Below are 19101 nucleotides of genomic sequence, written 5' to 3'. Positions count from 1 at the left end.
GGTGTGTCGGATGCCAACCGGGTCCGGCACGGGCGCCGGGTTGGTCTTTCGGACCCGTCTGAAATCCCGCCTTGCGCTCCTTCGTATCCATCTTGCTCTCAGGAGGACTTGGTTATGAGGACCAGTTTTGACTTCGCGCCGCTGTGGCGCTCCACCATCGGCTTCGACCACCTGGCCGACCTCGTCGACAGCACGCTGCGCCAGGCGACCGAGGACAATTATCCCCCCTATAACATCGAGCGTTCCGGCGAAGACCATTACCGGATCAGCCTTGCCGTGGCAGGGTTCGGCGCCAACGACATCACCGTGACGGCCGAACAGAACGCGCTCACCATCGAGGGCCGGAAGCCCGAGACCGCCGCGCGGGAATATTTGTACCAGGGCATCGCCGCGCGTCCGTTCCGGCGCGTGTTCAACCTCGCCGATTACGTCCAGGTGAAGCAAGCCTCGTTCCAGGACGGGCTCCTGATCATCGACCTCGTCCGCGAGGTTCCGGAAGCCATGAAGCCGCGCCGCATTCCGATCGCGGGCGGCGCTCCTGCGGCAACGCAGATCGAGCAGAAGAAAGCAGCCTGAGCGCTCGATCGGAACAGGTAGCGGAACGCGGCGCGCGCGTGCGCGGGCCGCGCTTTCCGATGCATGAAGGAGGGTACCATGGCTTTTCGTGATCTCATTCCCTGGTCAGGGAAACAGGAGCTCGCGCCTGCGCGCGACAATTTCGATCCGTTCCTGACGCTTCACCGCGAGATGAACCGTCTGTTCGACGATGTCTTCCGCGGCTTCGGGGCGACCAGCCTGTCGCCGCTGATGGAAGGCCGTTTCGGCTGGCCGAAGGTCGAGCTCAGCGAGACCGACAAGACGCTGACCGTCTCGGCCGAACTTCCCGGCCTGACGGAGAAGGACGTTCAGGTCGAGATCGCCAATGGCGTCTTGACCCTTCGCGGCGAAAAGAAAGCCGAGCGCAACGGAGAGGGCAGGTACTTCACGGAGCGCTATTACGGTGCGTTCGAACGGCAGATTCCGCTCGATGGCGTCGAGGAGGACAAGGCAGAGGCGTCGTTCAAGAACGGCGTCCTGACCGTGTCGCTGCCGAAGTCGGAGAAGGCACGCGAAGGCGTCAAGCGCATCGCGATCAACACGCATTAAGTCAAGTGAGACGGCGGAGATGTGGCGCCGCCGTCTCATCGTCAACAAGCCGTCCCCGTGGAAAGGAGCATGTGGGAGACCCACCGATGACCAACGTGAATACCAATTCCGGCACTCTCAATCCGCTGTTTCATCCTGCCGCCCACTACGACTCGCCTGCCGACGTCCTGAATGCCGAGGAGCTCTCGTCGCCCGAGAAGCGCGTCATCCTGTCGTCCTGGGCATCGGACATGTACGCCGTCGAATCCTATCCCGCCTTGCGCGAGATTCCCGGCATGAGCCACACGGTCCGGCTCGCCGACATTCTGGCCGCCTTGCGCAAGCTCGACGGCGACAACGACAATGACGACCCGCCGCGAGGCGGCGGCGTGCCGATGCGGCTGCGGCGGCCATGGGCCGCCGCCGAAGGGCAAGCGGCATGATGGTCACGCCCACCGTCCTCGCCCTCGTGCTGCTCGGTCAGGCCGCGGCAGCCTGGACCGTCCCGCTTCTGGCCCTGCAAGGCTGGATCGTCGCATCAGGCGACGAAGACTGAAACCACGAAGGTTTCGAATCTCCCCCAACACAACGCGGCAGGGTGACGATGATGAATGCTGTGCGTCTGCTGTTCCTGGCCTTGCTGATGCTGACGCTCACGGCGTCGCAGCCTGCCGCCGGCCAGATCCCGGATCTAAAGACCGGCGGCCCGGTGCCGACCCTGGCGCCGCTGGTGCGCCAGGTGACGCCCGCGGTGGTCAACATTTCCGTGCATGGCCGCGTGCGCGAGGACAACCCGCTCTATCGCGATCCGCTGTTTCGCGAGTTCTTCGACGTTCCCCGGCAGATCGAGAAGGAGGTCAATGCGACCGGCTCCGGGGTGATCGTCGACGCCCAGCGCGGCTATGTGCTGACCAACAATCACGTGGTCGAGGGCACATCCGCCGTTCAGATAACGACCAAGGACGGCCGGCAGTTTTCCGCCAAGGTCGTCGGCCGTGACCCGCCCACGGATGTCGCGGTGCTCCAGGTCCAGAACCCGGTCGGGCTCAAGGCGCTTGCCTTCGGCGACAGCGACGGGCTCGATGTCGGCGATTTCGTGCTTGCGATCGGCAATCCCTTCGGCCTTGGCCAGACCGTGACCTCGGGGCTCGTCAGCGCGCTGGGCCGCACCGGCCTCGGCAAGCAGGGCTATGAGGATTTCATCCAGACCGATGCAGCGATCAATCCCGGCAATTCCGGCGGCGCGCTGGTCAGCCTGCGCGGCGAGCTCGTCGGCATCAACTCGGCGATCATCTCGCCCGCGGGCGGCAATGTCGGCATCGGCTTTGCCATTCCGGTCAACATGGCGCGCAAGGTGATGGAGCAGATCATCGTGAGCGGCCGTGTCGAGCGTGGCCGCATCGGCATTTCGCTGAAGGACCTGCATCCGTCGGTCAACAAGGGATTGAACCAGGGCGCCGTCATCGCCGAGATCGCGGCGGATTCGCCCGCAGAGAAGGCCGGCCTGCGCAAGGGTGACATCGTGACCAGCGCCGACGACCGCCCGATCCGCACTGCCGCCCAGCTCCGCAACACGATCGGCCTGGCGCGGATCGGCGAGGACGTGAAGCTCACGCTGCTGCGCAACGGTGCGCCGTTCACCGCCACCGTGAGAGTGGTGCCGGCAGCCGGGTCGAGCAGCGCGCTCGCAGGCCCCAATCGCCTCGTCCGCTGAAACGAATGCGCAGGACGAACCGCGCAAGCGGTTCATCCTGTAATGGCAGGGCTATGGCATTTGAATTTTGCGGAGGTCGTCATGCCCGGGCTTGTCCCGGGCATCCACGTTCTTTGTGCTGCGTGGAAAGGCGTGGATGGCCGGGACAAGCCCGGCCATGACGCTGTGGAGACAGTCGGTGCACATAGCCACATCTCATGTGCGATAGCCCGGGGGCGTGTGATCTCCCAGCTCAGGCCGCGCGGTGATCCCATTCGTCTTGCAGGTCCCGGATCAGCCGCCGCTCGCGTTCGATGCGCTGGCGATAGAGCTCGCGCTCATGCTCGTTCTTGGCGCCGGCAAGAAGCAGCTCGTAATGGCCGATGACCTTCTCGCTGCCGCGGATGAGCAGGTCGCGTTGGCTGTTCATTGGGCCATTCCCAACGCGTTCGCCGGCGCTTCGGCGGCGCGGAAGCCGACGGGAAAGGTGGTGGCGGTCAGGCCATCGAGCGCCGATCGCTCTTCCGCAAGTCGCCTCTCGATGAATTGGCGCTCGAGCTGCGACAGCCTGGTCTTCAGCAGGCGCCGGTAACGGTGGATGTTGTTGCGGTGCGCACGAATGCGGGCCAAATTCTCATCGAGCATCGTCGTCTCTCCAGACGGTCGCGTTAGATCCTTTGGTTTGCGAGGATGAGAAGATCTCTTCTCGGCGAAAAAAATATTCAGCGGGTGAGCGGTGTCAAGATGTTGGCGCGCCTCCCCTTGTCGCTGGCTCCTGGAGATCGATGGTCAGCCATCGAGCTGTCCGGACGCCCGGGTTCCGGGCGCGATTGCCTTTTGTTGGCCGGCAAGCGAACCTCGTGTGGCCATATTTGAGCAGGAGTGATCTGTCGCGAGGGAGGCGCTCCGATGAACAAGGCACTGATCACTGCTGTCGCAATGCTGGCCTGCGTGCCCGCGGGTGCGCTTGCGCAGGAGCGCGCGGGCGATGCGGCGCTCGGCGCGGTCTCGGGTGCGGTCGTGCTTGGGCCGGTGGGTGCGGTCGCCGGCGCCTTGATCGGCTACACGGCCGGACCTTCGATCGCCCGGTCCTGGGGCCTGAGAGGCTCGCAGTCGGCCAGGCACCGGCAGCCGCCGCCGCGTCGCGCCGCCGCGACCGGCAGCCCGTCGCGCACGCGCGAGGCGATGGCCGCTAACGGCCAGATGAGAGCTGCCGGCAATCCAGCCCCGCCGGTCCAGGCTCCGCCGGTTCAAGCCGCGCCTGCCGCGCCGGCGCATTCCCCGGCACCGCCCGTTCAAGGGTTCGACTGAGGCCGGCAGCCGGCCCGGCTTGCGTCCCGCTCTAGGACTGGCCGAGAATCTTCATCGCCGCGCGAAGGTGCGGCTTGTCGATCATCTGACCGTCGAGCCGCAACGTGCCGGAATTGGGATTGCTCGCGAACGCCGCGATCACCTTCTCCGCCCAGGCGCGCTCGGCCTCCGTCGGCGCGAAGGCCGCGTTGACGATGTCGACATGCTTGGGGTGGATCAGCGCCTTGGCCGAAAAACCGTCGCGCCGCGCGGCGCAGGTTTCGGCTTCGAGGCCGGCAAGGTTGTCGATGTCGGTGTAAACCGTGTCGATCGGCGCGACCTCGGCGGCTGCCGCCGCCATCAGGCAGAGATCCCGCGCCAGGCGATAGGGGCTGTGGAACACGCCGCCGCTCGCCTTCTCGGTAGCGCCGAGCGAGGCGGAGAGATCTTCCGCGCCCCACATCAGGCCGGCGAGGCGAGGGGAGCAGCCCTTGTAGCTGCCGAGCCCGAAGATCGAGCCGGCGGTCTCCGTCGCGACGCAGACGATGCGGGTCGCGCCGATCGCGATGCCGGAGGCGGCTTCCAAAGCTTCGAGCCAGGTCGCGACCTGACGCACGTCGTCGCCGCCTTGCGATTTCGGCAGCACGATGCCGTCAGGCCTGCCCGGCATAATCGCGGCGAGATCGGCCAGCGTCATGCCGGTGTCGAGCGCGTTGACGCGGACATAGAGCTGATGCGGGCCGGGGCGGCTCTTCAGCATCGAAAGCGTGAGCTCACGCGCCTCCGCCTTCTTCTCGGTGACGACGGAATCCTCGAGATCGATGATCAGCGCGTCGGCCTTGCCTTCGCTCGCCTTCTCGAATTTGCGCGGGGAATCGCCCGGCACGAACAGCATCGAACGCATCAGACCGGCCTCTTGTGCATCATCGCCATGCGGCGGCATTTGCCGACGATCTCGTCATTCTGGTTCAGGGCATGGTGCTCGAACTCGACGATGCCGGCCTTGGGCCGCGATCTGGATTCCCGCACCGAGAGCACCTTTGTCGTGGCCCGCAACGTGTCGCCATGGAAGACCGGCTTTGGAAAGGTGACGTCGGTCATGCCGAGATTGGCGACGGTGGTGCCCAAGGTCGTATCATAGACCGTCATGCCGATCATGATGCCGAGGGTGTATAGGCTGTTGAAAATGCGCTGGCCGAACTCGGTCTTCTCGGCGAAATGCGCGTCGATGTGCAGCGGCTGCGGATTGAGCGTCAGCAGGCTGAACATGGTGTTGTCCATCTCCGTGACGGTCCGGGTCAGCGGATGCCTGAACTCCTGGCCCACGGAAAAGTCCTCGAAATAAAGTCCGGCCATCGCGGTTTCCTCCCTGCGAAATAACGGCGCATTCGTCACGTCGCGCCGCATGACCCCATGCATGGTAGACACACTTCGCGGGCAAATTCACGTATCTGCATGTAGTTTTTCGAGCTAAACAATGCTTGGCGAAGGGAGGTCAAGACCATGGATTTCGCGCTCACCGATCAGCAGGAAGCCATCCGCGACGCCATCGCCGAGATCTGCGAAGGCTTTCCCGACGCCTACTGGCTGAAGAAGGACCACGACGGCGGCTTCCCGCACGACTTCCACAAGGCGCTGGCGGACGCCGGCTGGCTCGGCATCTGCGTGCCGGAAGAGTATGGCGGCTCCGGGCTCGGCATCACGGAAGCTGCGATCATGATGCGCACCATCGCCGAGTCAGGCGCCGGCATGTCCGGTGCCTCGGCCGTCCATATCAACGTGTTCGGTCTCAATCCGGTGGTCGTGTTCGGCACCGAGGAGCAGCGCAGGCGCATGCTGCCGCCGATGGTCGAGGGCCGCGAGAAGGCGTGCTTCGCCGTCACCGAGCCCAACACCGGCCTCAACACCACCCAGCTCAAGACCCGCGCGGTCGCCAAGAACGACCGCTACATCGTCAATGGTCAGAAAGTGTGGATCTCGACGGCGCAGGTCGCGCACAAGATTTTGCTGCTGGCGCGCACCACGCCCCTGGAAGAGGTGCGCTCGCCCACCCACGGGCTCAGCCTGTTCTACACCGATTTCGACCGCAACAGGATCAAGGTCCACGAGATCGAGAAGATGGGCCGCAAGATCGTCGATTCCAACGAGCTGTTCTTCGAGGATTTCGAGATCCCGATGGAGGACCGCATCGGCGAGGAGGGCAAAGGCTTCGAGTACATCCTCGAAGGCATGAATCCGGAGCGCATTCTCATCGCGGCCGAGGCGGTCGGTCTCGGCAAGCTCGCGCTGTCGCGCGCGACCGAATACGCCAAGACGCGCGTCGTGTTCAATCGTCCGATCGGCAAAAATCAAGGCATCCAGCATCCGCTCGCGGTGAACTGGGTCGAGCTCGAGGCGGCCTGGCTGATGGTGATGTCGGCGGCCTGGCAATACGACAAGGGCATGCCCTGCGGCGCCGCGGCCAATGCCGCAAAATATCTGGCGGGCGAGGCGGGCTTCTCGGCCTGCGAGCAGGCGGTGATGACCCATGGCGGCTTCGGCTACGCCAAGGAATTCCATGTCGAGCGCTATTTGCGGGAGGTGCTGATCCCGCGCATCGCGCCGGTCAGCCCGCAGCTCGCGCTCAGCTTCATCGCGGAAAAGGTGCTGGGGCTCGCCAAATCGTACTGAACAAGTCGTACTGAGCGGGTCTATTCGGCGGCGATCCACTCCATCGCCATGGCGCGAAGCCGGGCGCGCTGGATCTTCACGCCGTTGGCGCTGTCGGTGACGGGAAAGGCATCCACGACATAGATCCGCGCCGGCACCTTGTAGCCGGCGAGCCGCTCGCGCAGACGCGCGATCAGCGTCTCCTGGATGGGCGGCTCCGTTGTCGGGATCACGAAGGCGACGCAGCGCGCCTGGCCCTTGAGGTCAACCGCGACGACTTGGGCGTCGGCGACGCCGGCGCAGGATTTGAGCTCGTCCTCGATCTCCCCGGGCGCGACCAGGAAGCCGCCGAGCCGCATCGCATCGCCGGCGCGAGTCTCGTAGACGAAGGACCCGTCGCCGCGCAGCCGGCCGATGTCGCCGGTGCGGAAGAAGCCGTCGGCAGTGATCGCCTCGCGCGTCGCCTCCGGATTGTTGAAGTAGCCGAGGAAGCGCGAGGGCGCGCTGATCTCGATCTCGCCGGAGACGCCGCTGGCCGCAAGTTCTCCGGTCTCGACATCGCGCACGCGGACTTTCGCCTCCGGCGACATCGGCCAGCCGCCGCCCTCGATGCGATCGGCAAAGGCATCACTGGGGCCGCCGATCGAGAACAGCGCCTGCACCTCGCTCGAACCGTAGAGGCCGAACAGCTTCATGCCGCGCGCTTCGGCTTCCACAGCCAGCTCGCGCCAGCCGGGCTGGAACGCGGCGAAGCCGCAGACTTCGAGATGCGGAAACGGGCGCGGCGCATCGGTGAGGGCGAGGATGCGCCGGAACATCTCGTCCGAACCGAAGGAATGCGTGATCCGTTGTGTGCTGAGGATCTGCAGCGCCGGCGCTGCGTCGAAGGCATCGAGCACGTGAATGGTCGCACCGCTCGCGAGGAAACCGAGCAGGCTCGTCATGCCGAACGTGCCGCAGAACGGCAGCATCGCCAGCAACGAATGACGGTGGGGATCGAGCTGGAGCGCGTGGGCGACGGAGGCGGCGTGCGTCGCCAGCGTCCGCTGCGAATGCGCGACCAGCTTCGGCCCCTTGGTCGTGCCCGACGTGGTGTAGAGCAGCCCGGGCAGGTCGACATCATCCTGGGGCAGCGGAGGGGGCGGGTAAGGCGTCTCGAACGCATCGAACCGCACGCAGGGCCAGCGTGCGGGGATCGCATCCGCGCCGACCACGGCCAGCCGTTGCAGCGCGGGCACCTCGGCCTCGGCGACATCGGTGAGGATGGCGGCAAAGTCGATCGCGCGGAATGCCGCCTCGACCACCATGAGCTTCGCGCCTGAGAGTTTGAGCAGGTGCGCGACTTCTGCGCTGCGATAGCGCGTATTGACGGCGGCGATGACCGCGCCGAGCCGCGCCGCGGCGAACAGCAGCGCGAGCCATTCGACCCGGTTCACCAGCCAGACCGCGACGACGTCGCCCTTGCCGATGCCTTGCGCGGCTAGCCAGGCGGCGGTCTGCTCGATCTTCGCCGAGAATTCCGCGCGAGAGACGGCCTTGCCGTCGAAGACCAGGGCAGGGTCGGCGGCGGTCTTGATCCGGAGCAGCGATTGCAGCGAAAAATCGTTGGCACTCATGGCCATCGGACTAACCCGGTCGCGCAAGCCTGTCTACTTGGTGCCGAACATCCGGTCGCCGGCGTCGCCCAGGCCCGGCACGATATAGCCGTGGTCGTTGAGCCGCTCGTCGATCGCGGCGGTCCAGATCGGCACGTCGGGATGCTCGCTCTGGAACTTGGCGATGCCTTCAGGGGCGGCCAGGAGGCAGACGAAGCGGATGTCGCGGGCGCCGCGCGCCTTGAGCAGGGACGCGCCGGCGCAGGCCGAGTTGCCGGTCGCCAGCATCGGGTCCATCAGGATCACGGTGCGGTCGGACAGGTCCTGCGGCGCCTTGAAGTAATATTCCACGGCCTGCAACGTCTCGGGGTCGCGGTAGAGCCCGATATGGGCGATGCGCGCCGACGGCATCAGGGCGAGCATGCCGTCGAGAAAGCCGACGCCGGCGCGCAGGATCGGCGCCAGCGTGAGCTTCTTGCCGGCGATCTTGGGTGCCTGCATCGGCGCGATCGGCGTCTTGATGTCCACCAGCTCCAGCGGCAGGTCGCGCGTCACCTCGTAGCCGAGCAGCATCCCGATCTCGTTCAGGATCTCGCGAAAGCTCTTGGTCGAGCGGTCCTTCTCCCGCATCAGGGAGAGCTTGTGCTGGACCAGGGGGTGGGCGACGACGTTGACATTGCTGGTGCTCATGAAACCGCTCTACACGGTTCCGTGAAACTGCGCCAGATCGGCCAGGTAGTTTTAGGCAACGCCTTTTCCGCGGGATAGCCGGCCTCAACCGGGCAGCGCGACTGCGCTGCGCGCGCGGTTGCTTGCCTCATAGGCAGCCATGGTCAGCTCGCGGTCGATCGCCGCGCGCATGGCTTCCATGGCTCCCCGGCGCAGGCGCCGCTTTGCGGTGGCATGCGACGGCTTGTGGATGGCGCGCAGGCCGGTGATGATCGTCTCGATCGTGGCGTCGACCATCTCAGGTGCAACCACGCGATCGAGAAAGCCGGCCGTCTGCGCCTCCTCGGGCTCGTACATCTCGCCAAGCGTGACGGTACGGCTGAGCCAGGCCGGATGCAGCCGGCTGCGCGCGAGCTCGATGGCAAAGCTGGGCGGCGCGATGCCGATCGCCACCTCGTTCAGCCCCATGCGGTGCGGTCCGCGCGCGCCCAGCCTGACGTCGCAGGCGAGCAGCAGGAACGTTCCCATCGGGTAAGCATGGCCCTCCATCACGCCGATGGTCGGATGCGGAAACGACATCAGCCGCAGCGCAAGCTCGGCGCCGGCCCGGACCATCTCGAGGCTCTTGGCGGCATCGCCCGAGGCGAACACTTTCAGATCGAAGCCCGCGGAAAAGATGCCGGGCCGGCCTGAGCGCAGCACCACGATCTCTGCCTCCGTCTCGGCGCGGTCGCAGGCGGCGCCGATCTCGCCCAGCATCGCGGCCGACATCACGTTGACCTTGCCGTCGTCGAGCCCGATCCGCGCCACGCCGTCGTTCAGTTCATAGATCACTCTCTCAGGCATCTGCCTCTCTCCGTCATTGTCATGCTTGACTGTCGGAGGCTGATGTAGACCAATCAATATAATTTCCGAGCGGAGGAGAGTGCCATGCCGGCCGTGCCGAAGCACCGTCAGCCCATCATCAATGCCGCGGTGACGCTATTCCGCCGCCACGGATTTGCCCGCACCGGCCTCAACGACATCGTCGACGTCAGCGGCGCGCCGAAGGGGTCGCTCTATCATTACTTTCCGGACGGAAAATCCTCGATCGCGGTGGCGGCGGTGGAGGAGGCGGGCCGCCGCGTCGCGGCGACGGTCGCCGAGCTCGCGGCAGAGTGCGGCTCGACCGGCGAGCTCTTGCGCGCGCACGCCAGACTGCTGGCAGGCTGGATGCAGGGCTCCGGCTTCCGCAATGGCTGCCCGATCACGACCGTGCTGCTCGAGCTGGCGCCGCGCGAGCGCGGCGTGTCGGAGGCCGGTCGCAAGGCCTATGCGGCACGGCTATCGATCCTGCGTGACAAGCTCGTCGCCGACGGGTTTGCCAGGCCGCGGGCGGAGGCGCTGGCGGTGCTCTGCACGTCGGCGCTCCAGGGCGCGCTGATCCAGGCCCGCGTCGAGCGCAGCGGCCGGCCGATCGAGGTTACCGCGTCGGAGCTGGCGCGACTGATCGAGGCGGAGGTGAGGAGCTAGACGCCGAGGCCGGGCACTACCAGGTCTCCGCCCCGTCCAGAGCGACCGCGGGGGACGCATTGCGCATAGCCGCTGGCTCCCGCCGGCCTTTATGAGATTCCTATAACGTTACCATAGCCCTCACCTCGAAAAGCTATGCGCGCAGTGGCACGTCAGCGGTGAAGTTTCCGGCTGGCGATGCGCTTGCATTGAACTCGGCCGGCGATCGTGTCGTACCAAGGAATATCGCCATGATGGACCTTTTGATGCTGGCGCTGGGCTTCTTCTTCTTTGCCCTCGCGATCGGCTACACCTATGCCTGCGAACGGCTGTGAGGGAGCGGACCATGATCTTCGATTATGCGCTCGCCGGCGCCGTCTCGTTCGGCCTCCTGATCTATCTCACCTATGCACTGCTGCGGCCCGAGCGGTTCTGATGCCGTGCTGCTGCTCGTCGAATTACTGCTGGCCGACGCTGCGCTCGTCGCGGGCCTGCTCGCGCTGCTCCTGCCGCTTTTGCGCCGGACCAAAAGCCTGAAGGGTTAATGCCATGACTGCGATCGGTTGGTTCCAGATCATTCTTTATTGCGCGATCGTGGTCGCGCTGACCAAGCCGCTCGGCTGGTACATGACGCGCGTGTTCAACGGTGAGCGCACGTTCCTGTCGCCCGTCCTGCGCCCGATCGAGGCCGGCATCTATTGGCTCTCCGGCGTCGACGAGAAGCGCGAGCAGCACTGGCTGACCTACACGGTCGCGATGCTGCTGTTTCATGTCGGTGGCTTCCTCATCATCTACGGCCTGATGCGGCTGCAGGCCGTGCTGCCGTTCAATCCAGCCGGCCAATCCGCGGTCGCCGAGGATCTGTCCTTCAACACCGCGATCTCCTTCATCACCAATACCAACTGGCAGAACTACGGCGGCGAGAGCACGCTGTCCTATCTGACCCAGATGGTCGGCCTGACGCACCAGAATTTCCTGTCGGCGGCGACCGGCATCGTGCTCGCGGTTGCCCTGATCCGCGGCTTTGCCCGCGCGTCCATGCGCACAATCGGCAATTTCTGGGTCGATGTGACCCGCTGCACGCTCTACATCCTGCTGCCGATCTGCGTCGTGTTCACGCTGTTCCTGGTCTGGCAGGGCATCCCGCAAACGCTTGGCGACTACGTCGAAGCGACCACGCTCGAGGGCGCCAAGCAGACCATTGCGGTCGGTCCTGTCGCCTCGCAGGTCGCGATCAAGATGCTCGGCACCAATGGCGGCGGCTTCTTCAATGCCAACGCCGCGCATCCCTTCGAGAATCCGACCGCGCTGTCGAACTTCGTGCAGATGCTGTCGATTTTCGCGCTCGGCGCGGCGCTCACCAATGTGTTCGGCCGCATGGTCGGCAACCAGCGCCAGGGCTGGGCGATCCTCGCCGTGATGGGCGTGCTGTTCGTCGCCGGCGTCGCCGTTTGCTATTGGGCGGAAGCCAACGGCACCGCCACCATGCATGCGCTGGGCCTGTCCGGCGGCAACATGGAGGGCAAGGAAGTCCGCTTCGGCATCGTTGCGTCCTCGCTGTTCGCGGTGATCACCACCGCCGCGTCGTGCGGCGCCGTGAACGCCATGCACGACAGCTTCACCGCGCTCGGCGGCATGATCCCGCTGATCAACATGGAGTTAGGGGAGATCATCGTCGGCGGCGTCGGCGCCGGCCTGTACGGCATGCTGCTGTTCGTCGTCCTGGCGATCTTCGTCGCAGGCCTGATGGTCGGCCGCACGCCGGAATATGTCGGCAAGAAAATCGAGGCGCGGGAAGTCAAGATGGCGATGCTCGCCATTCTCGTCCTGCCGCTGATGATTCTCGGCTGGGCCGCCGTCGCTGTGGTCTATCCCGCGGCAGTGGCGTCGATGGTGAATGCCGGACCGCACGGCTTCACCGAAGTGCTGTACGCCTTCACGTCGGGGGCGGCCAATAACGGTTCGGCCTTCGCAGGCCTCACCGGCAACACGTTGTTCTACAATCTCACGCTCGCCAGTGCGATGTTCGTCGGTCGCTTCTTCATGATCGTTCCGGCGATGGCGATCGCAGGATCGCTCGCGGCCAAGAAGTCGATCCCCCCGTCGATGGGCACCTTTCCGACCACCGGCGGCCTGTTCGTCGGCCTCGTCGTCGGCGTCATCGTGATCATGGGCGGCCTGACCTTCTTCCCGGCGCTCGCACTCGGTCCCATCGTCGAGCATCTCGCAATGAACGCCGGCAACGTCTTCTGATCTCGCTTTTCGGAGTGACCTCCATGGAACCTGTCCAAAAATCCAACAAGCGCATGCCGGTCTCGGCGATGCTGGATTCCAAGATCATGATGCCGGCGATCGGCGCGGCCTTCACCAAGCTCGATCCGCGCGCCATGATCAAGAACCCCGTGATGTTCGTGGTCGAGATCGTGGCCGCGCTCACCACCGTGATCTTCCTGCGCGATCTCGTCACCGGTGGGGAGAATCTCGGCTTCACCTTCCAGATCATCCTCTGGCTGTGGTTCACCGTGCTGTTCGCCAACCTCGCCGAAGCCGTGGCCGAGGGCCGGGGCAAGGCGCAGGCCGAGACGCTGCGCAAGACCCGCACCGAGAGCCAGGCCAAGCTCCTGAGCGGCGCGGGCCGCGACTACAAGCTCGTCTCAGGCACCAACCTGAAGGTCGGCGATCTCGTGCTGGTCGAGGCGGGCGACACGATCCCCTCCGATGGCGAGGTGATCGAGGGCGTCGCCTCGGTCAACGAGGCCGCCATCACCGGCGAGTCGGCGCCCGTGATACGCGAATCCGGCGGCGACCGCTCGGCGGTGACCGGCGGCACGCAGGTGCTGTCGGACTGGATCCGCGTCCGCATCACCGCCGCGCAGGGATCGACCTTCATCGACCGCATGATCAAGCTGGTCGAGGGCGCCGAGCGGCAGAAGACGCCGAACGAGATCGCGCTCAACATCCTGCTCGCCGGCCTCACCATCATCTTCGTGTTCGCCACGGTGACGATCCCGAGCTACGCTGCCTATGCCGGCGGCTCGATCTCGGTGGTCGTGCTGGTCGCCCTGTTCGTGACGCTGATTCCGACCACGATCGGTGCGCTGTTGTCGGCGATCGGCATCGCCGGCATGGACCGCCTGGTGCGCTTCAATGTGCTGGCGCTGTCGGGCCGCGCGGTCGAGGCCGCCGGCGACGTCGACACGCTGCTGCTCGACAAGACCGGCACCATCACGCTCGGCAACCGGCAGGCGACCGCCTTCCGTCCCGTGCGCGGCGTCACCGAGCAGGAGCTGGCGGATGCCGCCCAGCTCGCCTCGCTGGCGGACGAGACGCCGGAAGGCCGCTCCATCGTCGTGCTGGCCAAGGAGAAGTACGGCATCCGCGGCCGCGATATGGCCGAATTGGGTGCGACCTTCGTTCCGTTCACGGCGCAGACCCGCATGAGCGGCGTCGACGCCGGCGGCTCGTCGGTGCGCAAGGGCGCGGTCGATGCGATGCTGAACTATGTCGGCCGCGGTGCACCGCTGGCGGTTACCTCGGGCAGCACCGCGCGTGCCCTTCAGCCCGGCGGGCTCTCTGAGGTTGGCCGCGAGATCCAGACCATCGCCGATCAGATCTCGAAGGCCGGCGGCACGCCGCTTGCGGTCGCCAAGGACGGAAAGCTGCTCGGCATCGTCCAGCTCAAGGACATCGTCAAGGGCGGTATCCGCGAGCGCTTCGCCGAACTGCGCCGCATGGGCATCCGCACCATCATGATCACCGGCGACAACCCGATGACGGCGGCCGCCATCGCCGCGGAAGCCGGCGTCGACGATTTCCTGGCCCAGGCAACGCCCGAGGACAAGCTGAAGCTGATCCGCGACGAGCAGGCCAAGGGCAAGCTGGTGGCGATGTGCGGAGACGGCACCAACGACGCGCCGGCGCTCGCCCAGGCCGACGTCGGCGTCGCCATGAACACCGGCACGCAAGCCGCCCGCGAGGCCGGCAACATGGTCGATCTCGACTCTAACCCGACCAAGCTGATCGAGGTGGTCGAGATCGGCAAGCAGCTCCTGATGACGCGCGGTGCGCTGACGACGTTCTCGATCGCCAACGACGTCGCCAAGTATTTTGCGATCATCCCGGCGATGTTCCTGGCGTTCTACCCTCAGCTCAACGTGCTCAACGTCATGAACCTGTCGAGCCCGCAGAGCGCCATCCTGTCGGCGATCATCTTCAACGCGCTCGTCATCATCGCGCTGATCCCGCTCGCCCTGAAGGGCGTCGCCTATCGCGCCGTCGGTGCCGGCGCGCTGCTCCGCCGCAACCTCCTGATCTACGGGCTCGGCGGCATCGTCATTCCCTTCATCGGCATCAAGGCGATCGACCTCGCGGTGACCGCCTTGCACTTGGTTTGAATTCGTCATTGCGAGCGAAGCGAAGCAATCCAGGAATGCCTCCGCGGTTGACAGTGTGGATTGCTTCGTCGCTTCGCTCCTCGCAATGACGGGAGAAATCGGAGAAAGCACATGCTCAGAGAAATCCGCCCTGCCATCGTCCTCTTGCTGGCGCTCACCGCCATCACGGGCCTTGCCTATCCGCTCGCCATGACCGGCATTGCCGGCGCGCTGTTTCCCGTGCAGGCGCAAGGCAGCCTGATCGAGAAAGACGGCAAGGTGATTGGCTCCGCCCTGATCGGGCAGGAGTTCAAGGACGACAAGTACTTCCACGGCCGCCCCTCGGCGACGCTGGCGCCGGACCCGAACGATTCGACCAAGACGTTGCCCGCGCCCTACAACGCCGCCAATTCGGGCGGCTCCAATCTCGGTCCGACCAGCAAGGCGCTGGCCGACCGGCTGAAGGAAGATGTGGACAAGCTCAGGCGCGAGAATCCGAACGCCTCGGTGCCGGTCGACCTGGTGACGACTTCGGCCAGCGGCCTCGACCCGAACATCTCGCCGGAAGCGGCGCAATTCCAGGTGCCGCGCGTCGCGAAGGCGCGCAATCTGCCCGAGGATCAGGTCAAGCAGCTCGTGGCCGCCAGCATCGAAGGCCGCCTGCTCGGTCTGCTCGGCGAGCCCCGGGTTAACGTTCTGACATTGAATCTCGCGCTCGATCGCATGGCCGCGAAGTAGAAGTCTAGGCTCGCAGTGGACGGGTGATTATACTGACAAGATGATCCGAGAGCGTCGCGATCCCGAACAACGTCCGTCACCGGAGGCCCTGCTGGAAGCGGCGCGCCGGGAGGAGGGTGCGAGCGGCAGGCTGAAGATCTTCGTCGGCGCCGCTCCCGGCGTCGGCAAGACCTACGAGATGCTGCAAAGCGCCCAGGCCAAGCGCAAGGCCGGCATCGATGTCGTGGTCGGCTTCGTCGAGACTCATGGCCGCGCCGAGACCGAGGCGCTGGTGCGCGGCCTCGAAGTGGTCCCGCGCAAGCGGCTGGACTACCGCGGCCAGATCGTCGAGGAGATGGACCTCGATGCGGTTATTGCGCGGCGGCCGCAGATTGCGCTGGTCGACGAGCTCGCCCACACCAATGCGTCCGGAAGCCGCCATCCCAAGCGCTATCTCGACGTCGAGGAGCTGCTCTCGCACGGCATCGACGTCTATACCGCCGTCAACATCCAGCACATCGAGAGCCTGAACGACGTCGTTGCCCAGATCACCCATGTCCGGGTGCGCGAGACCGTGCCGGATTCGGTGTTCGACCGCGCTGACGCGATCGAGCTGATCGACCTCACGCCAGACGACCTGATCCAGCGCCTGAAGGAGGGCAAGGTCTATGTGCCCAAGCAAGCCGAGCGGGCGCTGGAGCATTATTTCTCGCCGGGCAATCTCACGGCGCTCCGCGAGCTCGCCCTGCGGCGCACCGCCGAGCGGGTCGACGAGCAGCTGCTCAACCACATGCAGGCGAATGCGATTCCGGGGCCCTGGGCCGCGGGTGAGCGCATCCTGGTCTGCGTCAGCGAGGACCCGCGCGCGGCCGGCCTCGTGCGCTACACCAAGCGATTGGCTGACCGGCTGCATGCGCCGTTCACCGCGATTTCGATCGAGACGCGGCGATCGCTGCAATTGTCCGACGAGGAGCGGGATCGGCTGGCCGACACGCTGCGGCTTGCGGAATCGCTCGGCGGCGAGGCGCTGACCATTCCCGCCGTCGGCCGCCGCATCGCTGACGATCTCATCGGTTTCGCGCAAGGCAACAACGTCACGCAGATCGTGATCGGCAAGTCGACGCGCTCGCGCTGGTTCGAGATGACACGCGGCTCGGTCGTGCACGATCTGGTGCGCCGCGCGGGCAATATCAGCGTTCACCTCATTCCGGGCAACGAGCTTTCCGGAGAGGCGGCGCCCAAGATGGCGGTGCAGACCGCCGCACGATCCGAGCCGTTCGATCCCTTGCCTTTTCTCAAGGCGCTTGGGATCGTGCTTGTGGGTCTCGGCGCTGCCAAGCTGATCCAGCCGTATTTCGGCATAGAGAACGTCGATCTCGTGCTGCTGACCTCGGTCGTCGCAGTTGCCGTGCGCTACGGCCTGTGGCCCTCGCTGTTGGCCACGGTGGCGGCTTCGCTCTGCTACAATTTCTTCTTCATCCCGCCGATCTACACCTTCACGATCACCGACCCGACCAATGTCGCCGCTTTCGTGCTGTTCATGGTGGTGGCGATGATCGTCTCCAATGTCGCGGCGCGCGTGCGGATCCAGGCCGACACCGCGATTGGCCGGATCAGGATGACCGAGCAGCTCTATGCCTTCAGCCGCAAGCTCGCCGGTACTGCCACGCTGGACGACGTCTTGTGGGCGAGCGCCTACCAGACCGCATTGATGCTCAAGGTCCGCGTGGTGCTGCTGTTGCCGGATGAAGGCCTGCTGACGGTGAAATCAGGCTATCCGCCCGAGGACGAGCTTGACCAGGCCGATCTTGCCGCCGCCAATTGGGCCTGGAGCAACGATCGTCCCGCCGGCCGCGGCTCGGACACCTTGCCGGGCGCCAAGCGGCTGTTTTTGCCGATGCGCACCGGGCGCGGGCCGATCGGTGTGATCGGCATCGACAACGACCGCACCGGCCCGCTGCTGACGCCGGACCAGCGGCGGCTGCTCGATGCGCTGGTCGACCAGGGCGCGCTCGCGATCGAGCGCGTGCTGCTGGTCGAGGACATGGACCGCGTCAAGCGCACCGTCGAATCCGAGCGGCTGCGCTCGGCGCTGCTGACCTCGATCTCGCACGATTTGAAGACGCCGCTCGCCTCGGTGCTGGGGGCGGCCTCCACCATGCGCGATCTCTCCGGCGCGCTCTCGGACACCGAGAAGCGCGATTTGCTCGCCACCGTGATCGACGAATCCGAGCGGCTCAACCGCTTCATCGCCAATCTGCTCGACATGACCAAGCTCGAATCCGGCGCCATCGTGCCCAACACGGCGCTGCACGATCTCGGCGAGATCGTCGGCAGCGCGCTTCGGCGCGCGAGCAAGATCCTGACCGACCACAAGGTCGAGCTGGTGCTGGCCGCCGATCTGCCGATGCTCCAGCTCGATGCCGTGCTGTTCGAGCAGGTGCTGTTCAACCTGCTTGACAATGCCGCGAAATACGCGCCCCCCGAAACCACGATCTCGATCCGCGGCCGGCGCGACAGCGCTCATGTCGTGCTCGAGGTCGCCGACGAGGGCGCCGGCATTCCACCGGACGAGCTCGAGAGCGTGTTCGACAAGTTCTATCGCGTGCAGAAGGGCGATCACGTCCGTCCCGGCACCGGGCTCGGGCTTGCCATCTCGCGCGGCTTCGTCGAGGCGATGCGCGGCACGATCTCCGCCGCCAATCGCAGCGGGCGGAGCGGCGCGGTCCTCACCATTCGCCTGCCTGTTCCGGCAGAGAGCCACGCATTGGATACCGCCGCATGAGCGCTGCTCCGATCAAGGTCCTGGTCATCGACGACGAGCCGCCGATCCGCAAATTGCTGCGAATGGGGCTGACGACGCAGGGCTACGAAATCCTGGAAGCGCCGAACGGCAAGACGGCGCTGGAGAAGCTCGCCGAGGAGCCGGCGCTGATCATCCTCGATCTCGGCCTGCCCGACGTTCAAGGCCATGAGCTGCTCCGCACCATCCGCGCCCGCAACGACGGCGTGCCGATCGTGGTGCTGTCGAGCCGCGGCGACGAAGCCGGCAAGGTCCAGGCGCTCGATCTCGGCGCCGACGATTATCTGACCAAGCCGTTCGGCATGGAGGAACTCTTGGCGCGCCTGCGCGCCGCGCTGCGCCACCAGCTTCAGGTCAAGGGCGAACGCCCGGTGTTCCGCACCGGCGATCTCTCCGTCGATCTCGTCCGCCGCATCGTCAAGGTCGGCGATCGCGAGGTGAAGCTCTCGCCGAAGGAATACGACCTGTTGCGGGTGCTGGTGCAGCACGCCGGCAAGGTGCTCACCCACCGCTTCCTGCTGAAGGAGCTGTGGGATGAATTGACCGACGCGCAATATCTGCGCGTCTATGTCCGCCAGCTTCGCCAGAAGATCGAAGCCGATCCGGAGCGGCCGCAATATGTGCTGACGGAGACGGGGATCGGGTATCGGCTCAAGGCAGGGGATTGAGCGTAGCTCGGCGGCATCGAGCGCCGGC

21 protein-coding genes are annotated in these 19101 nt (G+C 65.7%); 14 read left to right on the top strand and 7 right to left on the bottom strand.

Annotation, left to right across the window (positions count from 1 at the left end; all coding sequences use genetic code 11):
* The first annotated feature begins 114 nt into the window (after nt 1–114).
* The 4 genes from I6F17_RS03095 (at nt 115) to I6F17_RS03080 (ending at nt 2839) form a co-directional block, all read left to right on the top strand.
* The gene (locus I6F17_RS03095) at nt 115–576 is read left to right on the top strand and encodes an Hsp20 family protein (RefSeq protein ID WP_036042370.1); all 462 of its coding nucleotides are present in this window, start codon (nt 115–117) and stop codon (nt 574–576) included.
* Between the two features lie 78 nt (nt 577–654).
* Nucleotides 655–1146 (top strand): Hsp20/alpha crystallin family protein, encoded by a 492-nt coding sequence (locus tag I6F17_RS03090; RefSeq protein WP_225123958.1) that lies wholly within the window; start codon nt 655–657, stop codon nt 1144–1146.
* An 86-nt stretch (nt 1147–1232) separates the two neighbouring features.
* On the top strand, nt 1233–1568 hold the full coding sequence (locus I6F17_RS03085; protein ID WP_225123959.1) for a hypothetical protein: 336 nt from the start codon (nt 1233–1235) through the stop codon (nt 1566–1568).
* Between the two features lie 200 nt (nt 1569–1768).
* On the top strand, nt 1769–2839 hold the full coding sequence (locus I6F17_RS03080) for a trypsin-like peptidase domain-containing protein (RefSeq protein WP_225124035.1): 1071 nt from the start codon (nt 1769–1771) through the stop codon (nt 2837–2839).
* A gap of 232 nt (nt 2840–3071) precedes the next feature.
* Here the strand turns inward: I6F17_RS03080 and I6F17_RS03075 are convergent, their stop codons facing one another.
* Nucleotides 3072–3248: a hypothetical protein gene (locus I6F17_RS03075; RefSeq protein WP_225123960.1), complete on the bottom strand. Its 177-nt coding sequence runs from the start codon at nt 3246–3248 to the stop codon at nt 3072–3074.
* A complete protein-coding gene (locus I6F17_RS03070; RefSeq protein WP_225123961.1) occupies nt 3245–3463 on the bottom strand; it encodes a hypothetical protein in 219 nt (72 codons plus the stop codon). Before I6F17_RS03070 ends, I6F17_RS03075 begins: the two co-directional genes overlap by 4 nt.
* A gap of 264 nt (nt 3464–3727) precedes the next feature.
* On the opposite strand from I6F17_RS03070, the gene I6F17_RS03065 reads away from it, so the two are divergent.
* Nucleotides 3728–4129, top strand: coding sequence for a hypothetical protein (locus I6F17_RS03065; RefSeq protein ID WP_225123962.1), 402 nt, complete (start codon nt 3728–3730; stop codon nt 4127–4129).
* 31 nt (nt 4130–4160) lie between these two features.
* Here I6F17_RS03065 and I6F17_RS03060 read toward each other — a convergent pair whose 3' ends face one another.
* Both I6F17_RS03060 and I6F17_RS03055 read right to left on the bottom strand, forming a co-directional pair.
* The gene (locus I6F17_RS03060) at nt 4161–5012 is read right to left on the bottom strand and encodes a CoA ester lyase (RefSeq protein WP_225123963.1); all 852 of its coding nucleotides are present in this window, start codon (nt 5010–5012) and stop codon (nt 4161–4163) included.
* The gene (locus I6F17_RS03055; protein ID WP_338076419.1) at nt 5012–5515 is read right to left on the bottom strand and encodes a MaoC family dehydratase; all 504 of its coding nucleotides are present in this window, start codon (nt 5513–5515) and stop codon (nt 5012–5014) included. The genes I6F17_RS03060 and I6F17_RS03055 overlap by 1 nt, the downstream gene beginning before the upstream one ends.
* A gap of 96 nt (nt 5516–5611) precedes the next feature.
* Between I6F17_RS03055 and I6F17_RS03050 the strand changes: the two genes are divergently transcribed.
* The gene (locus I6F17_RS03050) at nt 5612–6778 is read left to right on the top strand and encodes an acyl-CoA dehydrogenase family protein (RefSeq protein ID WP_225123964.1); all 1167 of its coding nucleotides are present in this window, start codon (nt 5612–5614) and stop codon (nt 6776–6778) included.
* Between the two features lie 20 nt (nt 6779–6798).
* Here I6F17_RS03050 and I6F17_RS03045 read toward each other — a convergent pair whose 3' ends face one another.
* The 3 genes from I6F17_RS03045 to I6F17_RS03035 all read right to left on the bottom strand — a co-directional run bounded on the left by I6F17_RS03045 (nt 6799) and on the right by I6F17_RS03035 (nt 9867).
* Entirely contained in the window at nt 6799–8373 is a 1575-nt protein-coding gene (locus tag I6F17_RS03045) for an AMP-binding protein (RefSeq protein WP_225124036.1), read from the bottom strand.
* 33 nt (nt 8374–8406) lie between these two features.
* Nucleotides 8407–9042 (bottom strand): uracil phosphoribosyltransferase, encoded by a 636-nt coding sequence (gene upp / locus I6F17_RS03040; protein WP_225123965.1) that lies wholly within the window; start codon nt 9040–9042, stop codon nt 8407–8409.
* Nucleotides 9043–9126: 84 nt separating this feature from the next.
* A complete protein-coding gene (locus I6F17_RS03035) occupies nt 9127–9867 on the bottom strand; it encodes a crotonase/enoyl-CoA hydratase family protein (RefSeq protein ID WP_225123966.1) in 741 nt (246 codons plus the stop codon).
* Nucleotides 9868–9951: 84 nt separating this feature from the next.
* Between I6F17_RS03035 and I6F17_RS03030 the strand changes: the two genes are divergently transcribed.
* The 8 genes from I6F17_RS03030 (at nt 9952) to I6F17_RS02995 (ending at nt 19073) form a co-directional block, all read left to right on the top strand.
* A complete protein-coding gene (locus I6F17_RS03030) occupies nt 9952–10533 on the top strand; it encodes a TetR/AcrR family transcriptional regulator (RefSeq protein WP_225123967.1) in 582 nt (193 codons plus the stop codon).
* A 158-nt stretch (nt 10534–10691) separates the two neighbouring features.
* A complete protein-coding gene (locus tag I6F17_RS03025) occupies nt 10692–10847 on the top strand; it encodes a hypothetical protein (protein WP_225123968.1) in 156 nt (51 codons plus the stop codon).
* Nucleotides 10848–10858: 11 nt separating this feature from the next.
* Nucleotides 10859–10948, top strand: coding sequence for a K(+)-transporting ATPase subunit F (locus tag I6F17_RS03020; RefSeq protein ID WP_035698142.1), 90 nt, complete (start codon nt 10859–10861; stop codon nt 10946–10948).
* 113 nt (nt 10949–11061) lie between these two features.
* Nucleotides 11062–12765, top strand: a complete 1704-nt coding sequence (gene kdpA / locus I6F17_RS03015) for a potassium-transporting ATPase subunit KdpA (protein ID WP_225123969.1) — start codon at nt 11062–11064, stop codon at nt 12763–12765.
* Nucleotides 12766–12788: 23 nt separating this feature from the next.
* On the top strand, nt 12789–14906 hold the full coding sequence (gene kdpB / locus I6F17_RS03010) for a potassium-transporting ATPase subunit KdpB (protein ID WP_225123970.1): 2118 nt from the start codon (nt 12789–12791) through the stop codon (nt 14904–14906).
* 111 nt (nt 14907–15017) lie between these two features.
* On the top strand, nt 15018–15623 hold the full coding sequence (locus tag I6F17_RS03005) for a K(+)-transporting ATPase subunit C (protein ID WP_225123971.1): 606 nt from the start codon (nt 15018–15020) through the stop codon (nt 15621–15623).
* 40 nt (nt 15624–15663) lie between these two features.
* Nucleotides 15664–18387, top strand: coding sequence for a sensor histidine kinase KdpD (locus tag I6F17_RS03000; protein WP_225123972.1), 2724 nt, complete (start codon nt 15664–15666; stop codon nt 18385–18387).
* Nucleotides 18384–19073, top strand: a complete 690-nt coding sequence (locus I6F17_RS02995) for a response regulator transcription factor (protein WP_225123973.1) — start codon at nt 18384–18386, stop codon at nt 19071–19073. The genes I6F17_RS03000 and I6F17_RS02995 overlap by 4 nt, the downstream gene beginning before the upstream one ends.
* Nucleotides 19074–19101 lie beyond the last annotated feature (28 nt).

The sequence above is a fragment of the Bradyrhizobium sp. NBAIM18 genome (genome assembly GCF_020193825.1).
Taxonomy (GTDB): domain Bacteria; phylum Pseudomonadota; class Alphaproteobacteria; order Rhizobiales; family Xanthobacteraceae; genus Bradyrhizobium; species Bradyrhizobium yuanmingense.
Note: the sequence above shows the minus strand (reverse complement) of the source record. Positions and strands in the feature narration are given on the sequence as shown.

Excerpts from the sequence above, each read along its gene's own strand:
- I6F17_RS03095 (WP_036042370.1), top strand. The coding sequence starts at position 115 with ATGAGGACCAGTTTTGACTTCGCGCCGCTGTGGCGCTCCACCATCGGC.
- I6F17_RS03090 (WP_225123958.1), top strand. The coding sequence starts at position 655 with ATGGCTTTTCGTGATCTCATTCCCTGGTCAGGGAAACAGGAGCTCGCG.
- I6F17_RS03085 (WP_225123959.1), top strand. The coding sequence starts at position 1,233 with ATGACCAACGTGAATACCAATTCCGGCACTCTCAATCCGCTGTTTCAT.
- I6F17_RS03080 (WP_225124035.1), top strand. The coding sequence starts at position 1,769 with ATGCTGACGCTCACGGCGTCGCAGCCTGCCGCCGGCCAGATCCCGGAT.
- I6F17_RS03075 (WP_225123960.1), bottom strand. The coding sequence starts at position 3,248 with ATGAACAGCCAACGCGACCTGCTCATCCGCGGCAGCGAGAAGGTCATC.
- I6F17_RS03070 (WP_225123961.1), bottom strand. The coding sequence starts at position 3,463 with ATGCTCGATGAGAATTTGGCCCGCATTCGTGCGCACCGCAACAACATC.
- I6F17_RS03065 (WP_225123962.1), top strand. The coding sequence starts at position 3,728 with ATGAACAAGGCACTGATCACTGCTGTCGCAATGCTGGCCTGCGTGCCC.
- I6F17_RS03060 (WP_225123963.1), bottom strand. The coding sequence starts at position 5,012 with ATGCGTTCGATGCTGTTCGTGCCGGGCGATTCCCCGCGCAAATTCGAG.
- I6F17_RS03055 (WP_338076419.1), bottom strand. The coding sequence starts at position 5,515 with ATGCGGCGCGACGTGACGAATGCGCCGTTATTTCGCAGGGAGGAAACC.
- I6F17_RS03050 (WP_225123964.1), top strand. The coding sequence starts at position 5,612 with ATGGATTTCGCGCTCACCGATCAGCAGGAAGCCATCCGCGACGCCATC.
- I6F17_RS03045 (WP_225124036.1), bottom strand. The coding sequence starts at position 8,373 with ATGAGTGCCAACGATTTTTCGCTGCAATCGCTGCTCCGGATCAAGACC.
- upp (WP_225123965.1), bottom strand. The coding sequence starts at position 9,042 with ATGAGCACCAGCAATGTCAACGTCGTCGCCCACCCCCTGGTCCAGCAC.
- I6F17_RS03035 (WP_225123966.1), bottom strand. The coding sequence starts at position 9,867 with ATGCCTGAGAGAGTGATCTATGAACTGAACGACGGCGTGGCGCGGATC.
- I6F17_RS03030 (WP_225123967.1), top strand. The coding sequence starts at position 9,952 with ATGCCGGCCGTGCCGAAGCACCGTCAGCCCATCATCAATGCCGCGGTG.
- I6F17_RS03020 (WP_035698142.1), top strand. The coding sequence starts at position 10,859 with ATGATCTTCGATTATGCGCTCGCCGGCGCCGTCTCGTTCGGCCTCCTG.
- kdpA (WP_225123969.1), top strand. The coding sequence starts at position 11,062 with ATGACTGCGATCGGTTGGTTCCAGATCATTCTTTATTGCGCGATCGTG.
- kdpB (WP_225123970.1), top strand. The coding sequence starts at position 12,789 with ATGGAACCTGTCCAAAAATCCAACAAGCGCATGCCGGTCTCGGCGATG.
- I6F17_RS03005 (WP_225123971.1), top strand. The coding sequence starts at position 15,018 with ATGCTCAGAGAAATCCGCCCTGCCATCGTCCTCTTGCTGGCGCTCACC.
- I6F17_RS03000 (WP_225123972.1), top strand. The coding sequence starts at position 15,664 with ATGATCCGAGAGCGTCGCGATCCCGAACAACGTCCGTCACCGGAGGCC.
- I6F17_RS02995 (WP_225123973.1), top strand. The coding sequence starts at position 18,384 with ATGAGCGCTGCTCCGATCAAGGTCCTGGTCATCGACGACGAGCCGCCG.